17 protein-coding genes are annotated in these 14,530 nt (G+C 65.4%); 12 read left to right on the top strand and 5 right to left on the bottom strand.

All coding sequences use genetic code 11. The annotated features are described in order from the left end of the window. Positions 1-43: 43 nt before the first annotated feature. From FYJ91_RS08280 to FYJ91_RS08310, 8 genes are all read left to right on the top strand, one after another. Positions 44-553: a type III secretion system chaperone family protein gene (locus FYJ91_RS08280; RefSeq protein WP_149521792.1), complete on the top strand. Its 510-nt coding sequence runs from the start codon at positions 44-46 to the stop codon at positions 551-553. Positions 554-653: 100 nt separating this feature from the next. After that, positions 654-1,454, top strand: a complete 801-nt coding sequence (proC, locus tag FYJ91_RS08285; protein ID WP_149521793.1) for a pyrroline-5-carboxylate reductase — start codon at positions 654-656, stop codon at positions 1,452-1,454. 139 nt (positions 1,455-1,593) lie between these two features. Beyond that, complete coding sequence (locus FYJ91_RS08290) at positions 1,594-4,263, top strand: valine--tRNA ligase (protein WP_149521794.1); 2,670 nt, start codon at positions 1,594-1,596, stop codon at positions 4,261-4,263. A gap of 236 nt (positions 4,264-4,499) precedes the next feature. Continuing rightward, complete coding sequence (locus tag FYJ91_RS08295; RefSeq protein ID WP_246152533.1) at positions 4,500-5,951, top strand: MATE family efflux transporter; 1,452 nt, start codon at positions 4,500-4,502, stop codon at positions 5,949-5,951. Further along, entirely contained in the window at positions 5,948-6,493 is a 546-nt protein-coding gene (locus FYJ91_RS08300) for a GNAT family N-acetyltransferase (RefSeq protein ID WP_149521795.1), read from the top strand. The genes FYJ91_RS08295 and FYJ91_RS08300 overlap by 4 nt, the downstream gene beginning before the upstream one ends. Positions 6,494-6,615: 122 nt before the next feature. Beyond that, positions 6,616-6,759 carry a hypothetical protein gene (locus FYJ91_RS20555; protein ID WP_181008401.1) on the top strand — a complete coding sequence of 48 codons (144 nt, stop codon included), beginning with the start codon at positions 6,616-6,618 and terminating at the stop codon, positions 6,757-6,759. A gap of 117 nt (positions 6,760-6,876) precedes the next feature. After that, positions 6,877-7,266, top strand: a complete 390-nt coding sequence (locus tag FYJ91_RS08305; RefSeq protein WP_149521796.1) for a hypothetical protein — start codon at positions 6,877-6,879, stop codon at positions 7,264-7,266. Then, positions 7,263-7,742, top strand: coding sequence for a hypothetical protein (locus tag FYJ91_RS08310; protein WP_149521797.1), 480 nt, complete (start codon positions 7,263-7,265; stop codon positions 7,740-7,742). Before FYJ91_RS08305 ends, FYJ91_RS08310 begins: the two co-directional genes overlap by 4 nt. Positions 7,743-7,775: 33 nt before the next feature. Here FYJ91_RS08310 and FYJ91_RS08315 read toward each other — a convergent pair whose 3' ends face one another. Continuing rightward, on the bottom strand, positions 7,776-8,666 hold the full coding sequence (locus FYJ91_RS08315; protein ID WP_149521798.1) for a diacylglycerol/lipid kinase family protein: 891 nt from the start codon (positions 8,664-8,666) through the stop codon (positions 7,776-7,778). 126 nt (positions 8,667-8,792) lie between these two features. On the opposite strand from FYJ91_RS08315, the gene FYJ91_RS08320 reads away from it, so the two are divergent. The 4 genes from FYJ91_RS08320 to FYJ91_RS08335 all read left to right on the top strand — a co-directional run bounded on the left by FYJ91_RS08320 (position 8,793) and on the right by FYJ91_RS08335 (position 10,777). Then, on the top strand, positions 8,793-9,395 hold the full coding sequence (locus FYJ91_RS08320) for a glycoside hydrolase family 108 protein (RefSeq protein WP_149521799.1): 603 nt from the start codon (positions 8,793-8,795) through the stop codon (positions 9,393-9,395). Positions 9,396-9,593: 198 nt separating this feature from the next. Beyond that, positions 9,594-10,256, top strand: coding sequence for a peptidylprolyl isomerase (locus FYJ91_RS08325; protein WP_149521800.1), 663 nt, complete (start codon positions 9,594-9,596; stop codon positions 10,254-10,256). Between the two features lie 46 nt (positions 10,257-10,302). Next, the gene (locus FYJ91_RS08330) at positions 10,303-10,497 is read left to right on the top strand and encodes a hypervirulence associated TUDOR domain-containing protein (RefSeq protein ID WP_149521801.1); all 195 of its coding nucleotides are present in this window, start codon (positions 10,303-10,305) and stop codon (positions 10,495-10,497) included. Between the two features lie 10 nt (positions 10,498-10,507). Continuing rightward, positions 10,508-10,777 carry an HNH endonuclease gene (locus tag FYJ91_RS08335; protein ID WP_149521802.1) on the top strand — a complete coding sequence of 90 codons (270 nt, stop codon included), beginning with the start codon at positions 10,508-10,510 and terminating at the stop codon, positions 10,775-10,777. On the opposite strand, the gene FYJ91_RS08340 is transcribed toward FYJ91_RS08335, so the two are convergent. The 4 genes from FYJ91_RS08340 to FYJ91_RS08355 form a co-directional block, all read right to left on the bottom strand. Next, positions 10,774-11,211 (bottom strand): DUF3617 family protein, encoded by a 438-nt coding sequence (locus FYJ91_RS08340; protein WP_149521803.1) that lies wholly within the window; start codon positions 11,209-11,211, stop codon positions 10,774-10,776. The two genes, FYJ91_RS08335 and FYJ91_RS08340, sit on opposite strands and share 4 nt — an antisense overlap. A gap of 119 nt (positions 11,212-11,330) precedes the next feature. Further along, a complete protein-coding gene (hslO, locus tag FYJ91_RS08345) occupies positions 11,331-12,230 on the bottom strand; it encodes an Hsp33 family molecular chaperone HslO (protein ID WP_149521804.1) in 900 nt (299 codons plus the stop codon). A 175-nt stretch (positions 12,231-12,405) separates the two neighbouring features. Continuing rightward, complete coding sequence (argF, locus tag FYJ91_RS08350; protein ID WP_281290581.1) at positions 12,406-13,335, bottom strand: ornithine carbamoyltransferase; 930 nt, start codon at positions 13,333-13,335, stop codon at positions 12,406-12,408. Further along, entirely contained in the window at positions 13,332-14,522 is a 1,191-nt protein-coding gene (locus tag FYJ91_RS08355) for an aspartate aminotransferase family protein (RefSeq protein WP_149521806.1), read from the bottom strand. Before FYJ91_RS08355 ends, argF begins: the two co-directional genes overlap by 4 nt. Positions 14,523-14,530: the final 8 nt, after the last annotated feature.

Genomic DNA, 14,530 nt, shown 5'->3' on the forward strand with positions numbered 1-14,530 from the left:
ATCCGCGCCACGGCTTATCCAGCGCCATCCCGGGGGAGAAGGCATGGACGTGGACGATTTTGAATCGGTGCGCTTTTCGGGCACGCCGATCGACCTGCTCGAACAATATTTCGCGGCGCACGGCTGGAGCCATGAGCGCCAGGGCGATGACGAGGTCGTCGCCCAATATGCCGGCAGCTGGGCGAAGTACGAGCTGCGCGCGGTGTGGCGCGAGGAGGACAGCGTCCTCCAATTCCTCGCCTTCCCTGACATCCGCGTCACGACGGACAAGCGTTCGGCGGTGTACGAGACGATGGGCCTGATCAACGAACAGCTCTGGCTCGGCCATTTCGAACTGTGGCAGTCGTCGGGTCTGGTGCTGTTCCGCCACGCGGCGCTTCTCGAACGCAGCGACGATATGGTGCTGACGCTCGATCAGGCCGAAACGCTGGTCGAAACCGCGATCGACGAATGCGAGCGCTTCTATCCGGTGTTCCAGTTCGTCCTGTGGTCGGACAAGTCGCCCGCCGACGCGATCGCCTCCGCGATGATCGAGACGCGCGGGGAAGCTTGACCCCATTCGTCATCCCCGCGAAGGCGGGGACCCATCCAGTGACATCTCACGCGGAGAGTCTGGATAGGCCCCCGCCTTCGCGGGGGTGACGGAGATAAGAATGACCCTTTCCCTCACCACCCCCCTCTGGCTGATCGGCGCCGGCAATATGGGCGGCGCGATGCTGCGCGGCTGGATTGCGGCGGGGGCGGACCCACGGCAGATCACCGTCGTCGATCCTTTCGTCGAGGGGTTGCCCGAAGGCGTCACCCTCCACCGCGAACTCCCGGCCGATGCCGCGCCCGACATCCTCGTCCTCGCGGTCAAGCCGCAGCAGATGGGCGCGGTGCGCGACATCTTCGCCGGTAGGCCGCGCCTGCTCCTGTCGATCCTCGCGGGCGTCGAAACCGAAACCCTCTCCGCCGCCTTCCGCGCGACCAGCACGGTCCGCGTCATGCCCAATCTGCCGGTTTCGATCGGCGAGGGCGTGAGCGCGCTTTTCTCCGATGACGCCGACGCGGAGACCCGCGATGAGGCTCAGGCGCTGATCGCCCCGCTCGGCCTCACCGAATGGATCGCCGAGGAAAAGCTGTTCGATGCGGTCACGGCCTTGTCGGGCTGCGGCCCCGGCTTCGTGTTCCGCTTCATCGACGCGCTCGCCGAAGCGGGCACCGCCTTGGGCCTCCCCGCCGATCAGGCCGCCCGTCTGGCGACCGCCACCGTCAAGGGATCGGGCCTCCTCGCCGCCGCCTCCGACGAAAGCGCCTCCACGCTCGCCGATCGCGTCGCCAGCCCCGGCGGCTCGACTCGCGAGGGGCTGAACGTCCTCGACGCGGATGAGGCGCTGAAGGACTTGCTCAAGCGCACCCTCGCAGCCTCCGCCAAGCGCAACGCCGAACTCGCGGCGGCTGCTAAGCAATAATCGTCATCCCGGCGGAGGCCGGGATCTCAGGCGTCTCTTGCCGTGGCCTTATCTCCCCACCTCCTGAGATCCCGGCCTCCGCCGGGATGACGGATGTGGGGATTGGAAGATGTGCGCAGGGTGGCTAAAGCGCCACCCCATGACGATCGACAAAACCTTCGACCCCGCCGCCATCGAAGCGCGCTGGTATAAATATTGGGAAGAGACGGGCCTGTTCCGTCCCGAACGCCCCGATGCCGAACCCTATACGATCGTCATCCCGCCGCCCAACGTCACCGGCTCGCTCCACATCGGCCACGCGCTCGATGATACGCTGCAGGACATCCTGATCCGCCACGCGCGCCTGCAGGGCAAGGACGCACTCTGGGTCGTCGGCACCGATCATGCCGGTATCGCGACCCAGATGGTGGTCGAACGGCAGCTCAACGCCGCCGGCCAGAAGCGCACCGATTTCACCCGCGACGCCTTCATCGACAAGGTGTGGGAGTGGAAGGAAGAGAGCGGCGGCACGATCACGCGCCAGCTGCGCCGCCTCGGCGCCTCGTGCGACTGGGCGAACGAACGCTTCACGATGGACGAAGGCTTTTCGAAGGCCGTCCTCAAGGTGTTCGTCGATCTCTACAATCAGAAATTGCTCTATCGCGACAAGCGGCTGGTGAACTGGGATCCGGGCCTCAAGACCGCGATCTCCGATCTCGAGGTCGAGACGAAGGAAGTTCGCGGCAGCTTCTGGCACTTCGCCTATCCGCTGGCGGATGGCAGCGGCACCATCTCGGTCGCCACCACGCGCCCCGAAACCATGCTCGCCGACATGGCGGTCGCGGTGAATCCGGACGATGATCGCTACAAGGCGCTGATCGGCAAGAAGGTCCGCCTGCCGATCACCGGCCGTGAAATCCCGATCGTCGCCGACGAACATGCCGATCCCACGCTGGGTTCGGGCGCGGTGAAGATCACGCCGGGCCACGACTTCAACGATTTCGAGGTCGGCAAGCGCGCGGGCTTCAAGCCCGCCGACATGCTCAACATGCTCGATGCCGAGGCAAAGGTGGTGCAGACCGCCGACGGCCTGATCCCCGCCGACTATATCGGCATGGATCGGTTCGATGCGCGCAAGAAGGTCGTCGAACGGCTCAAGGCCGATGGCGTCCTGATCGCGCACGTCGACAAGGAAGGCGTCGAACATGATGCCGAACCGCGCACGATCCAGACGCCTTATGGCGATCGTTCGGGCGTGGTGATCGAACCGTGGCTGACCGACCAATGGTATGTCGACGCCGAAACCCTCGCCGGCCCCGCGCTGGAAGCCGTGCGCTCGGGCGCGATCAAGGTCGTCCCCGAAAGCTGGACCAAGACCTATTATAACTGGCTGGAGAACATCCAGCCGTGGTGCGTCAGCCGCCAGCTGTGGTGGGGCCACCAGATCCCGGCCTGGTACGACGCCGACGGCGAAGTCTATGTCGCCGAGGATGAGGCCGCCGCACAGGCGCTCGCCGGCAACAAGAAGATCACGCGCGACACCGACGTGCTCGACACCTGGTTCTCGTCCGCCTTGTGGCCTTTCGGTACGCTCGGCTGGCCGGAACAGACGAAGACGCTCCAGCGCCATTACCCGAACGACGTGCTGATCTCGGGCTTCGACATCCTGTTCTTCTGGGATGCGCGCATGATCATGCAGGGGCTGCACTTCATGGGCGAGGTGCCGTTCAGGACGCTATACCTCCACGGCCTCGTCCGCGCCGCCGACGGCTCGAAAATGTCGAAGTCGAAGGGCAATACGGTCGATCCGCTCGGCCTGATCGATAAGTATGGTGCCGACGCGCTGCGCTTCACCTTGTCGGCGATGGAAAGCCAGGGCCGCGACATCAAGCTCGATGAGAAGCGGGTCGAGGGTTATCGCAACTTCGCGACGAAGCTGTGGAACGCCGCGCGCTTCGCCCAGTCCAACGGCATCGTCGCATCGACCACGCTGGAGGCGCCCGCCGCCACCCTGCCGGTCAACCGCTGGATCGTCGCGGAAACGATCAAGACCGTCCAGGCGCTCGACCTCGCCGTCGCCGATCTGCGCTATGACGAGGCCGCGAACACGATCTACCAGTTCGCATGGGGTTCGTTCTGCGACTGGTATATCGAACTCACCAAGCCGCTTCTGGCTGAAGGCGCGGACGCTGCGGAGGCCGCCGAGACCCGCGCGGTCGCTGGCTGGGCGCTCGACCAGATTTTGGTCATGCTCCACCCGTTCATGCCCTTCATCACCGAAGAATTGTGGCACGCGCTCGGCGATCGCCCGTACGACATCATCGTCGCGAAGTGGCCGATGGCCGATGCCCGCGCGATCGATCCGGCCGCCGCGCAGGAGATCGACTGGCTGATCCGGCTCGTTTCGGAAATCCGTACCGCGCGCACCGGCCTCAATGTGCCGCCGGGCGCGCGCCTTTCCGCCTTCGCGCGCGATGCCAGCGCCGATACGCAGGCGCGCCTCACCCGCAACGCCGCCGCCATCTCGCGCCTCGCGCGCATCGAGATGACGGCGGAGGCCGCTCCCGGTGGTGCCGCGCAGGTGGTGGTCGACGAAGCCACCTTCGTCCTCCCGCTCGAAGGCGTGATCGATCTCGATGCCGAGCGCGCGCGTCTGTCGAAGGGGATCGTGGCGGCGGAGAAGGAGCGCGACAGCCTCGCCAACCGCCTCAACAACCCCGCCTTCGTCGAAAAGGCCAAGCCCGAAGCGATCGACAAGGCCCGCGCCGATCACGCCGAAAAGGCACAGGAAGCCGAACGCCTGAGCGCCGCGCTCGCGCGGCTGGGCTGACATCATAATCCTCCCCCGCCAGGGGGAGGTGGCGCCGAAGGCGACGGAGGGGGAGGTTAGCGGCTAACTCCAGATCATCGTGTCCTCCCCCTCCGTCAGCTTGCGCTGACACCTCCCCCTGGCGGGGGAGGATTAAGCATCCCCCTTGGCGCTATCGCGACAATTTCTGGACGACCGCGCAACTGGCGCTGCGCTGCAATATGCTGCTACGGGCATCCCCGATACGGGGACGAGTGATGGAATCGAGCAGCGAGACTCCGCCTTCCGGCGGCAAGCGGGCAATGGGGCCGCATGATCTGACGAAGGGGCCCATCGGGCGGTCGCTGCTGATGTTCGCGGTGCCGACGCTCCTGTCGAACGTCCTCCAGTCGGCGAATGCGTCGATCAACACCGTCTGGATCGGTCGCTTCCTGGGCGAGAATGCGCTCGCTGCGACCGCGAACACGACCAACATCATCTTCCTGTGCTTCTCGGCACTGTTCGGCTTCGGCATGGCCGCGACCATCTTGATCGGACAGTCGATGGGCCGCCGCGATATCGACGGCGCCCGCCGCGCGGTCGGATCGGCGGCGGGGCTGTTTCTCGGCACTTCGATCGTCGTCGCGATCGTCGGCATCGCAATGACCGACAAATTGCTTTACCTGATGGCCACGCCGAAGGAGGCGTCGCAGCTCGCCTCTGCCTATCTGAAGGTCATGCTGCTCGGCATGCCGTTCATGGCAATCAACACGCTGCTGATGATGAGCGTGCGCGGCGTCGGCGACGCGATGACGCCGCTCTGGGCGATGATCATCGGCATCATCGTCGACGCGGGTCTCAATCCGTTTCTGATCGCGGGGATCGGTCCGTTCCCCGAAATGGGCATCACCGGATCGGCCACCGCCACCCTCGCGTCGAGTTTCGTCTCGATGGTGGTGATGCTGTCGGTCGTCTATTGGCGCGACCTGCCGATCCGCCTGCGCGGGCATGAACTTGGCTACCTCATTCCCGACCCCAGGCTGCTCAAGGTCATCGTGACCAAGGGTTTCGCGATGGGTTTGCAGATGCTGGTGATGACGTTGGGTGGCCTGCTGATGATCGGTCTGGTCAACCATGCCGGTGTCGATACCGCCGCTGCTTATGGCGTCGCGCTGCAACTGTGGAATTACGTGCAGATGCCCGCGCTCGCGATGGGCGCGGCGGTCAGCGCGATGGCCGCGCAGAATATCGGCGCGGGCCGCTGGGATCGGGTGCGGCTGATCACGCGCCGGGGGCTCTTGTTCAACTTCATCATGACCGCGGTGCTGGTCGCGATCATCACGATCCTCGATCGCCCCGCTCTGGGCCTGTTCCTGGGCGCCGGCAGCCCGTCGATCGAGGTCGCCGAACGCATTCAGTGGATCGCGGGCTGGAGCTTCCTGATCTCGGGCAGCACGCTCGTCCTGTTCGGCACGGTGCGCGCGAACGGGGCGGTCACGGTGCCGCTGATCATCATGTTCCTGGGCCTGCTCGTTTTCCGCATCGCCTTTGCGCGGCTCGGCCAGTTCTGGCTCGGCTTCGACGCCCTGTGGTGGGCGTTCCCGGCTTCGTCGCTGGTGACGGTGGCGATGGCGACGACCTATTATCTCAAGGGCAACTGGCGCCGCGGCGCGCTTGTCGAGAAGATCGAGCTTGAACCCGAACCGATCGCGACCGCCAGCCCGGCATGACGACCGCGTTCGATTTCGCGCCGATCCTCGAAGGGCAGTGCGTGGGCCTGCGCCCGCTCGTCCCGGCCGATCGTGATGCGCTTCATTCCGTCGCCGCCGATCCGCTGATCTGGGAAGTCCACCCGACCCCGACCCGCTGGCAGCGCCCGGTGTTCGACGCTCTGTTCGACGATACGATGGCCGAAGGCGGCGGCATGGCGATTCACGATCGCGCCACCGGCGCCCTGATCGGATCGTCGCGTTTCTCGGTCCGTTATGCCGAACCCGGCGAGGCCGAGATCGGCTGGACCTTCCTCGCCCGCGCGCACTGGGGCGGCGCCATCAACCGCGACGTCAAGCGGACGATGCTCGTCCACGCCTTTCGCTTCGTCGATCGCGTCATCTTTCGCGTCGGTATCGACAATATCCGTTCGCGCCGCGCGATGGAGAAGATCGGCGGGATCGAAATCCGCCGCTGGCGCGATCCCGCCAAGCCGCATGTCCCCGAACATGTCGTCTACGCGATCGACAAGGCTGCGTTCGCCGCCGGCCCGCTCGCCTGACTGCGAACGCCTCGCACCCAAAGATTTCACAACATTTCAACGGGCTTTCGGCCGCGACATTCGGTGATGGATTCACCCCGTAGAAGCACTCCCATAGAGATTGCTTTCAGGGAGTTGCCCCGATGACCACCTTCTTCGCCACATCGCCCGTCGCCGCCGGCATCCGCGCTTTCGTCGCCGTCGGCCTCGCGCTTGCCGTCCCCTTCGGCATGACGGCGGCTGCGATGCCCGACCTCAACGGCCCGATGTTTGTGGTGTGGTTCTAAGCATCACCCGCCACAATATACCAAAGTTCACAATTGCTGTGACGTACACGTAAGGACTTCTTAGCCGTGTGCAGCCATAATGGCCTTCCTGCGTTGAGGGTTGTGATGGTTGAGTTCATGCGTTTTCCCACGCGGCAGCGTTTGCTGCTGACGCTTTCGGGCTTGTTGCCGGTCAACGAGTTCCTCGACCTGCGCGATCGGCTCGCGGCGGAGCGGGCGTCGCTGGGGGAGGGCAAGTTCGATCTGCTGATCGACGCGACCCGATCGTCGATGCCGCCGCAGGCGATCGTCGCGCTGGCACAGCACATCTTCTCCGGCCCCTATCGTTATACCCGCCGCGTTGCGGTGGGCGTGGGCGCGTCGCTCTCGCGGATGCAGGGCCGTCGCGGCGAAACGGCCGATACCCAACGTGTCTTCCCCACGGTGGTGGAGGCTGAGGCGTGGCTCGATGCCGAGCTCGGCCTGCGCCCGCACGCCGGCATGTCACTGGCGGGCACCACGCGTTGAACGCGCTCGCCGCCGAGCGAGCCCGCCTTCTTGCCGCCATCGACCAGATCGAAGCTCTGGTCGCCGGCGGCTATGTCGAGCAAGGGCCGGCCCAGACCGAGAAGCGTTGGGCCTTCACACGCGAAATGCTGCTCCACCTCAGCCATCTCGATGCGCAGGTCTTCCTGCCGCTGATGGCCGATGAACGCCCGCTCGCCGCGAAGCGCGCCGCCGAGGCGCGCGCCGCCGCGATCGCCTTTTACGAAGATTTCCGCGCCCATGCCGAACGGTGGCGTGGCCGCCCGACCGAGGATCGCTGGCCCAGCTATCGCCACGCCGTGCGCGATCTGATGCAGCGCCTGCGCGTCCTGCTCCGTGAAGATGCGCGCCGCTTGAAGCCATTCCTCCCGCCGCGCGTCGCCGCCGGCGCGGCGCGGAGCGAAAGCCGCAACTTCGCGGCCGTGGCGTGGGACATCCACAAGATCCTGAATTCGTAAGCTGAAGGCTGATCCTTTCCCTCCGGGAGAAGATCAGGAGGCGGCCGGCGCCATCACCAGCACCGCTGCGCGCGCGACCTTCGCCGTGACCGGGGTCTTCGCCAGCACCTCGCCATCGATCGAGATCTTCTGCGGCGGCTGCGTTTCGATCCGTATCTCGCGCCCGTGAAATTCGCGGGTGGTGTCCTTGCGCGACTTGAGCCGCAGCCAGCTTGCGAACCAGCTCCAGCCCAGTTGCGTGGGCGAATTGCCGACCACCGCCTGCACCACGATCTCGCCGCTCTGCGGATCGGCATCGTCGACCAGCTCGACCCCGCCATGATAGGGGCCGTTGGCGATCCGCACCTCGACCACCTTCAGCGTTTCGGACTTGCCGTCGATCGTCACGGTCAATCGGAAACCCTTGAACTTAAGCGACTGGTAGCTTGCCCACATCAGATAGCCGAGCCGGCCCAGCGTCTTCTTGAGCATCGGCGGGATGCGGTCGCCGATCTTGGTCGACAGGCCGATCGCGGCGCAGTTGCAATAATAATCGTCGTCGATCATCCCGACGTCGACCCGGCGCTCCTCGCCATTCGCAATCACGTTCACCGCGCCGTCGAGGTCGAGCGGGATGCCCAGCGTGCGTGCGAAGCTGTTGGCGGTGCCGAGCGGCAATATGCCGAAAACGATATCGGTGCCGACCAGCGAGTCGACCGAGCACGACAAGGATCCGTCGCCTCCGCCGACGATCAGCATCGGCGGCTTCTTCGCCACCGCCGCCTCGACCCGATCGACCAGCGTGCCGGGCTTGTCGATCGCGATGGCCTCGATCAGCTCGATGCCTGCGGTTTTCAGGGCGGCGCAGGCCGTATCGAACTGCTCCTTCCCCTGTCGCGACAGCGCGTTGACGATCAGGATGGCAGAGCGGGGTGTTTGATCCATTTCGCCTGAACGCACCAGCACCGTTTCGGATGCGTCTCATATTATGTTCTTTGTTTGTTCTTTCCTACACGCTTCGGGGCATGATAAATCCACTCGTGGGATGGGAATGGCTGTGGGGGCTGCGACATGAAGATCGAAGCGGTGATCGAGGATTTCATCCGGACGTGGGAGGGCGGGCTTTCGGTCGACCCTGACGACACCGGCAACTGGTTCTATGAAAAAGGGCAGAAGCCAGTCCTCGTCGGATCGCAATATGGCGTGACCGGCGCGGCGCTGGCGGCGCATCGCGGGGTCACGCGGATCACACCCGCCGACATGCAGGCGCTCAGGATCGAGGAAGCGGTGGCGATCGGGGTGCGGGCTTATTACGACAAGCCCGATTTCGATCTGTTGCCGTGGAATCAGGTCACGGCTTCGCTGGTCGACATGGGCTGGGGCGCGGGGCCGGGGCAGGCGGCCAAGCTGTTGCAACGGATGGTCGGCGCCAGCCCGGACGGGCAGATCGGGCAACGCACCGCTGCTGCCTATCACCAGTTCCTGCGCGAACATCCGATCGAGGAGGCGGCCGATCTCTGGGCCGAGCAACGCTACGCCTTCTACGATCGCATCATCGCGACGCGGCCGACCAACGCTAAATATCGCCGCGGCTGGCGCCGTCGTACCGATGGCTTCCTGCCCGGCACATCGTGGTGGGCGAAATGGCCCGAAGCCCTTCGGGAAGCGGCCTGAATCCGAAGGCCACAAAAGCCAGGACCATTGTGGCCTTCGGTCGATGGTGCGGTGACATCCTAATCCTCCCCCGCCAGGGGAAGGTGGCGCCAAAGGCGACGGAGGGGGAGGTTACGGGCCACTCACCGTCCTCCTCCTCCGTCAGCTGCGCTGACACCTCCCCCTGGCGGGGGAGGATTCGATTGTTAGGATAGCCGCATGATTCGCATCGCCCTCGCCGCCGCGCTCGCGCTCGTGTCCACCCCGGTCGTCACGCAGGATGCGCCACCGATCGCACCGGCGCCTGTCGCAACACCCGCGCCACCGCCCGGCCCGCCGCCCCAGCGCGTGGGCACGGTGCGCGTCACGCTGACGACCAGCGAGGGGCCGATCCTGCTCGAACTCGACAAGGACAAGGCGCCGATCACGGTCGCCAACTTCCTCAAATATGTCGATACGAAGCGGTATGACGGGAAGACCTTCTACCGCGTCGTCCCCGTGCCGGGCCTCACCGATCAGGGGCTGGTGCAGGGCGGGATGAAGTTCGATCCGCGCCAGATGTTTCCGCCGATCGCGCACGAACCGACCACGAAGACCGGGATCAGCCACGTCAGCGGCACCATCTCGATGGGCCGCAACGCGCCGGGCTCGGCAACGTCGGAGTTCTTCATCATCGTCGGCGACATGGATTATATGAACGCCAATCCTTCGGCACCCGGCGACAATCAGGGCTATGCCGCCTTCGGCCATGTCGTGACCGGGCTCGACAATGTGAAGAAGATCCTCGCATCGCCCGTTTCGCCCACCGAAGGGCCGCCGGGAATGAAGGGCCAGTTCCTCGTCAAGCCGGTCAAGATCGTCACGGCCCGCCGCGCGGGTTGAACCCCGCCCGCCGCTTGTCCGTTCTTCTGCGCGAAGGAGATCGGCGATGAAGGCGGGCGACAAGGTAAGCTGGAGCAGCCACGGCGGCGAAGCGCATGGCAAGATCGTGAAGAAGGTCACGAGCCCGATGACGATCAAGGGTCACAAGGTCGCGGCGTCGAAGGACAATCCCGAATTTCTCGTCGAAACCGACGAGGGCAAGCGCGCCGCCCACAAGCCGTCCGCGCTCCGGAAGGGCTGAGACGCGGGGATTGAGCGGCGCGGATCCTTGCTGGCTATGCGGCCGCCCGCTCGGCGTCCGCACCGAATGGCATCACCCGCTCCCCAAGAGCCGGGGCGGGCGCGAGACCGTCCCCGTCCACCCGATCTGCCACCGCACGATCCACGCCACCTTCTCCAACGCCGAACTCGCGAAGCTTTCGCGGGATGACGTGGTGGCAAATCCGGCGATCGCGAAGTTCCGGATCTGGATCGCGGGCAAGGATCCCGACTTCAACGCACCGACGCGGCGCGGGCGTTAACGCCGCGGCGCGCTCGCCGTCGTCGCGCAGGCGCCGGAGCGCTTGGCGGTCGCGGAATAATCGAACGGCTCGTTGTTCAGGATGCCCTGGGTCCGGATCTGGAGGGCACCATCCTCCTGCACGCGCAGGTTGGTCTGGCCATAGCCGCCGGTCTTGCAGCTATAGCTGACCGTCGCGGTCTTGGCTTCGTTGGCGATGATGAAGCGGCTGCACATCGGCCCGTGATGCGCGATCTGGAGCAGTGCTGCGGGATCGTTCACGCACATCGTCTTGCTGTGGGTGGCGTCGCTGGTGACCTCCCACTGCCCGGGCATGATCGCCGCGAGCGCGGCCAGCTTGGGCTGATAGGGCTCGGCAATCGCGATCCCGCCGATCCCCGCCAAAATCATCACGCCGATTTTCGCCCGTATCATCATGTCTTCCCCAGTCTTCATCGGCATGACCCTGTCCCGGCCGCTCGATCCCGGCCAGAAACTTTCGACCAACCGCCGATTCGAAGGAACAGATTACAATCGAACTATGGTCCCGCTGTGACGTCCGGCACGGGAATATTTCACGCGTCGAGCGATTCGAGCGATATCGAGTAGCGGGTCGAGCAGAATTCGCAGTCGACGTGGATCTCTCCATTCTCGTCCGCCATCTCCACGCGCTCGTCGGTGGGGAAGCGGGCGATGACCGACCGGAAATGTTCGGGATCGCACCGGCAACCCTGCGACAGCGCGAGTTCGGGCAGCGTGCGGACCTCATCCTCGTTGAACAGTCGCCACAGCAAGGCGTCGAAGCCCAGCGTGCGGTCGGTCAGTTCGTCGGGCTTCACCGTTTCGGCCAGCGCGCGGACATGATCCCATTCGGGGTGGTCCATGCGCGTGTGGATGCGGTCGCGCCCCTCCTCGCCTTCGGGCAGATGCTGGATCAGCATGCCGCCCGCGACATGGGTGCCGTCGGCGTCGGTCGCGGCGCTCAGCCGGATGACGCTCGGCAACTGCTCGGACTGCGCGAAATAGCTTTCCGCCGCCTGCGACAGCGACGTCCCTTCGAGCGGGACGATCCCCTGATAGCGTTCGCCGATTGCAGGCAGATCGAAGGTGATCGCGAGATAGCCTTTCCCGAACAACGCGAACAGCGACGGATCGCGCGGAATTTCCGCGACGCGATCGGCATCGTGGCGCACATAGCCGCGCAGCACGCCGGCTTCGTAGTTGACGACCAGCAGGTCGACCGCACCACCTTCGGCCTGCGCCTGCAGGGTGAGGCGGCCGTCATCCTCCTTGAGCGTCGATCCCAGCAGCGCCGCAAGCGTCAGTGCTTCCGCGAGCAGGGTGGCGACCACCGGCGGATAAGCATGTTTCGACAGGATCGTGTCGAGCGCCGGCCCAAGCCGCACCATCCGCCCGCGCGCATGGCGATGTGGAATGGTGAAGCCGAGGGCGGAGTCGATCGAAACGGTGGTCATGGCGCCAAAGTCATGGTGAGGGGTGAGGATTTCAAGAGCGTCTCAATCCTCCCCCGCCAGGGGGAGGTGTGAGCGCAGCGGACGGAGGGGGAGGGCGGCGACCAATCAGAGGTATCGCGTCCTCCCGCTCCGTCGCCTTCTGCGCCACCTCCCCCTGGCGGGGAAGGATGAGTTGTCAGAGCTTACCCAGACACCACAGCAGCACGGCCTTCTGGGCGTGGAGGCGGTTCTCCGCCTCGTCCCAGATCAGCGACTGCGGGCCGTCGATCACCGCGTCGGTCACTTCCTCGCCGCGATGCGCGGGCAGGCAGTGGAGGAAGGAAGCATCCTTGGCAGCGTTGGCCATCAGCGCCTCGTCGACCTGGAAGGGCATCATCGCGGCGAGCTTTTCCGCGCCGTCGGTCTGCCCCATCGAGATCCAGGTGTCGGTGACGATCACGTCGGCGCCCGCTGCTGCATCCGCGGCATCGCGGGTGATGCGAACATCGCCGCCGCGCGCCTTGGCTGCGTCGATCACCGCCGGATCGGGATCATAGCCCTCTGGGCATCCGACCGCGACCGGGAAGCCCAGCAGGCTTCCCGCCTCGACGATCGAGTGGAGGACGTTGTTGCCATCGCCCAGCCATGCCCAGCGCAGTCCATCGACCGTCCCCTTATGCTCGAGGATGGTCAGAAGATCGGCCATGATCTGGCACGGATGCGATGCGTCGGTCAGGCCGTTGATGACCGGCACCGTCGCATGCTTCGCCAGATCGATGATCTTCTGATGATCGTCGGTGCGGATCATGATTGCGTCGACATAGCGGCTGAGCACACGCGCGGTGTCCGCGACGGTTTCGCCGCGGCCGAGCTGCATGCTGCCCGCGTCCATCACGATCGTCGTGCCGCCCAACTGGCGCATCGCCATGTCGAATGACACGCGGGTGCGCGTCGAGTTCTTTTCGAAGATCATCGCCAGCGTGAAGCCGGCGAGGGGGGCGTCCTTGTCGGCGGTGCCCTTCGGAAGACCCGCACGCGCCTGCTTGCGCGCCTTCGCCGCCGCCAGCATCGCCTTCAGCCCGTCGGTGCCCGCATCGGCGAGGTCGGTGAAGTGCCGGATCGTCACGATGCACCGCCAATGGTCCGCGCGCCCGCCGACAGCTTTTCGACGCATTCGGCGATGTGGCTTTCGTCGATCACCAGCGGGGGCAGGATGCGGACGACATTCTCGCCCGCCGCCACGCTCAGCAGCCCATGATTGTCGCGCAGATGCGCCACCATCGCCCGCGCCTCGACCGCGTCTTTGAGCTTGATGCCGATCATCAGGCCCATGCCGCGTACGCTGTCGAACACGTCGTCATGGTTCGGGATCATCTGTTCGATCGCCTGGCGGAGCCGATCGCCCATCGCGCGGACATTCGCCAGGAACGTGTCGTTCACCGCGACCTCGAACACAGCTTCGGCGGCCGCCATGGCGAGCGGATTGCCGCCATAGGTCGATCCGTGGGTGCCGATCACCATGCCCTTGGCGGCTTCCTCGGTCGCGAGACACGCGCCGAGCGGGAAGCCGCCGCCGATGCCCTTGGCCACGGCCATGATGTCGGGCGTGATGCCATATTGCTCATGCGCGAAGAAGGTGCCGGTGCGGCAATAACCGCACTGAACCTCGTCGAGGATCAGCAGCAGACCCTTTTCGTCGCAGATGCGGCGCAGCCCTTGCAGGAACTCCTGGCTCGACGGGGTCATGCCGCCTTCGCCCTGCACCGGCTCGACCATGAAACCCGCGGTCGCATCGTCGACAGCCGCCTCGGCGGCAGCAAGATCGTTGAACGCGACCACCTCAAACCCGGGCAGGAGCGGTTCGAATCCGTCGCGCATCTTCGGTTGGTTGGTGGCCGAGATCGTCCCCAGCGTCCGCCCGTGAAAGGCGTTGGCGAAGGTGATGATCTTGGTCCGCTCAGGGTTGCCGTTGGCATAGTGGTAACGGCGCGCCGTCTTGATCGCGCACTCGACCGCCTCGGCGCCCGAATTGGTGAAGAACACCGTGTCGGCGAAGGTCTTGTCGACCAGCTTCTGAGCGAAGGCCTCGCCCTGCGGCGACCCGTAGAGGTTCGATACATGCATCAGCGTCGCCGCCTGATCTGCGATCGCCTTGACGAGCGCAGGGTGGCCGTGGCCGAGCAGGTTGACCGCGATGCCGCTCGCGAAATCCAGATAACGTTCGTCGCGCTCGCCGATCAGGTAGCAGCCCTCGCCTCGGACCGGACGCACGCCGCACCGCGGATAAACCGGCATGAGCGGAGTGATGGTCATGGCAAGAA

This window comes from Sphingomonas montanisoli (assembly GCF_008274695.1).
Lineage (GTDB): Bacteria > Pseudomonadota > Alphaproteobacteria > Sphingomonadales > Sphingomonadaceae > Rhizorhabdus > Rhizorhabdus montanisoli.

Excerpts from the sequence above, each read along its gene's own strand:
- FYJ91_RS08280 (WP_149521792.1), top strand. The coding sequence starts at position 44 with ATGGACGTGGACGATTTTGAATCGGTGCGCTTTTCGGGCACGCCGATC.
- proC (WP_149521793.1), top strand. The coding sequence starts at position 654 with ATGACCCTTTCCCTCACCACCCCCCTCTGGCTGATCGGCGCCGGCAAT.
- FYJ91_RS08290 (WP_149521794.1), top strand. The coding sequence starts at position 1,594 with ATGACGATCGACAAAACCTTCGACCCCGCCGCCATCGAAGCGCGCTGG.
- FYJ91_RS08295 (WP_246152533.1), top strand. The coding sequence starts at position 4,500 with ATGGAATCGAGCAGCGAGACTCCGCCTTCCGGCGGCAAGCGGGCAATG.
- FYJ91_RS08300 (WP_149521795.1), top strand. The coding sequence starts at position 5,948 with ATGACGACCGCGTTCGATTTCGCGCCGATCCTCGAAGGGCAGTGCGTG.
- FYJ91_RS20555 (WP_181008401.1), top strand. The coding sequence starts at position 6,616 with ATGACCACCTTCTTCGCCACATCGCCCGTCGCCGCCGGCATCCGCGCT.
- FYJ91_RS08305 (WP_149521796.1), top strand. The coding sequence starts at position 6,877 with ATGCGTTTTCCCACGCGGCAGCGTTTGCTGCTGACGCTTTCGGGCTTG.
- FYJ91_RS08315 (WP_149521798.1), bottom strand. The coding sequence starts at position 8,666 with ATGGATCAAACACCCCGCTCTGCCATCCTGATCGTCAACGCGCTGTCG.
- FYJ91_RS08320 (WP_149521799.1), top strand. The coding sequence starts at position 8,793 with ATGAAGATCGAAGCGGTGATCGAGGATTTCATCCGGACGTGGGAGGGC.
- FYJ91_RS08325 (WP_149521800.1), top strand. The coding sequence starts at position 9,594 with ATGATTCGCATCGCCCTCGCCGCCGCGCTCGCGCTCGTGTCCACCCCG.
- FYJ91_RS08330 (WP_149521801.1), top strand. The coding sequence starts at position 10,303 with ATGAAGGCGGGCGACAAGGTAAGCTGGAGCAGCCACGGCGGCGAAGCG.
- FYJ91_RS08340 (WP_149521803.1), bottom strand. The coding sequence starts at position 11,211 with ATGAAGACTGGGGAAGACATGATGATACGGGCGAAAATCGGCGTGATG.
- hslO (WP_149521804.1), bottom strand. The coding sequence starts at position 12,230 with ATGACCACCGTTTCGATCGACTCCGCCCTCGGCTTCACCATTCCACAT.
- FYJ91_RS08355 (WP_149521806.1), bottom strand. The coding sequence starts at position 14,522 with ATGACCATCACTCCGCTCATGCCGGTTTATCCGCGGTGCGGCGTGCGT.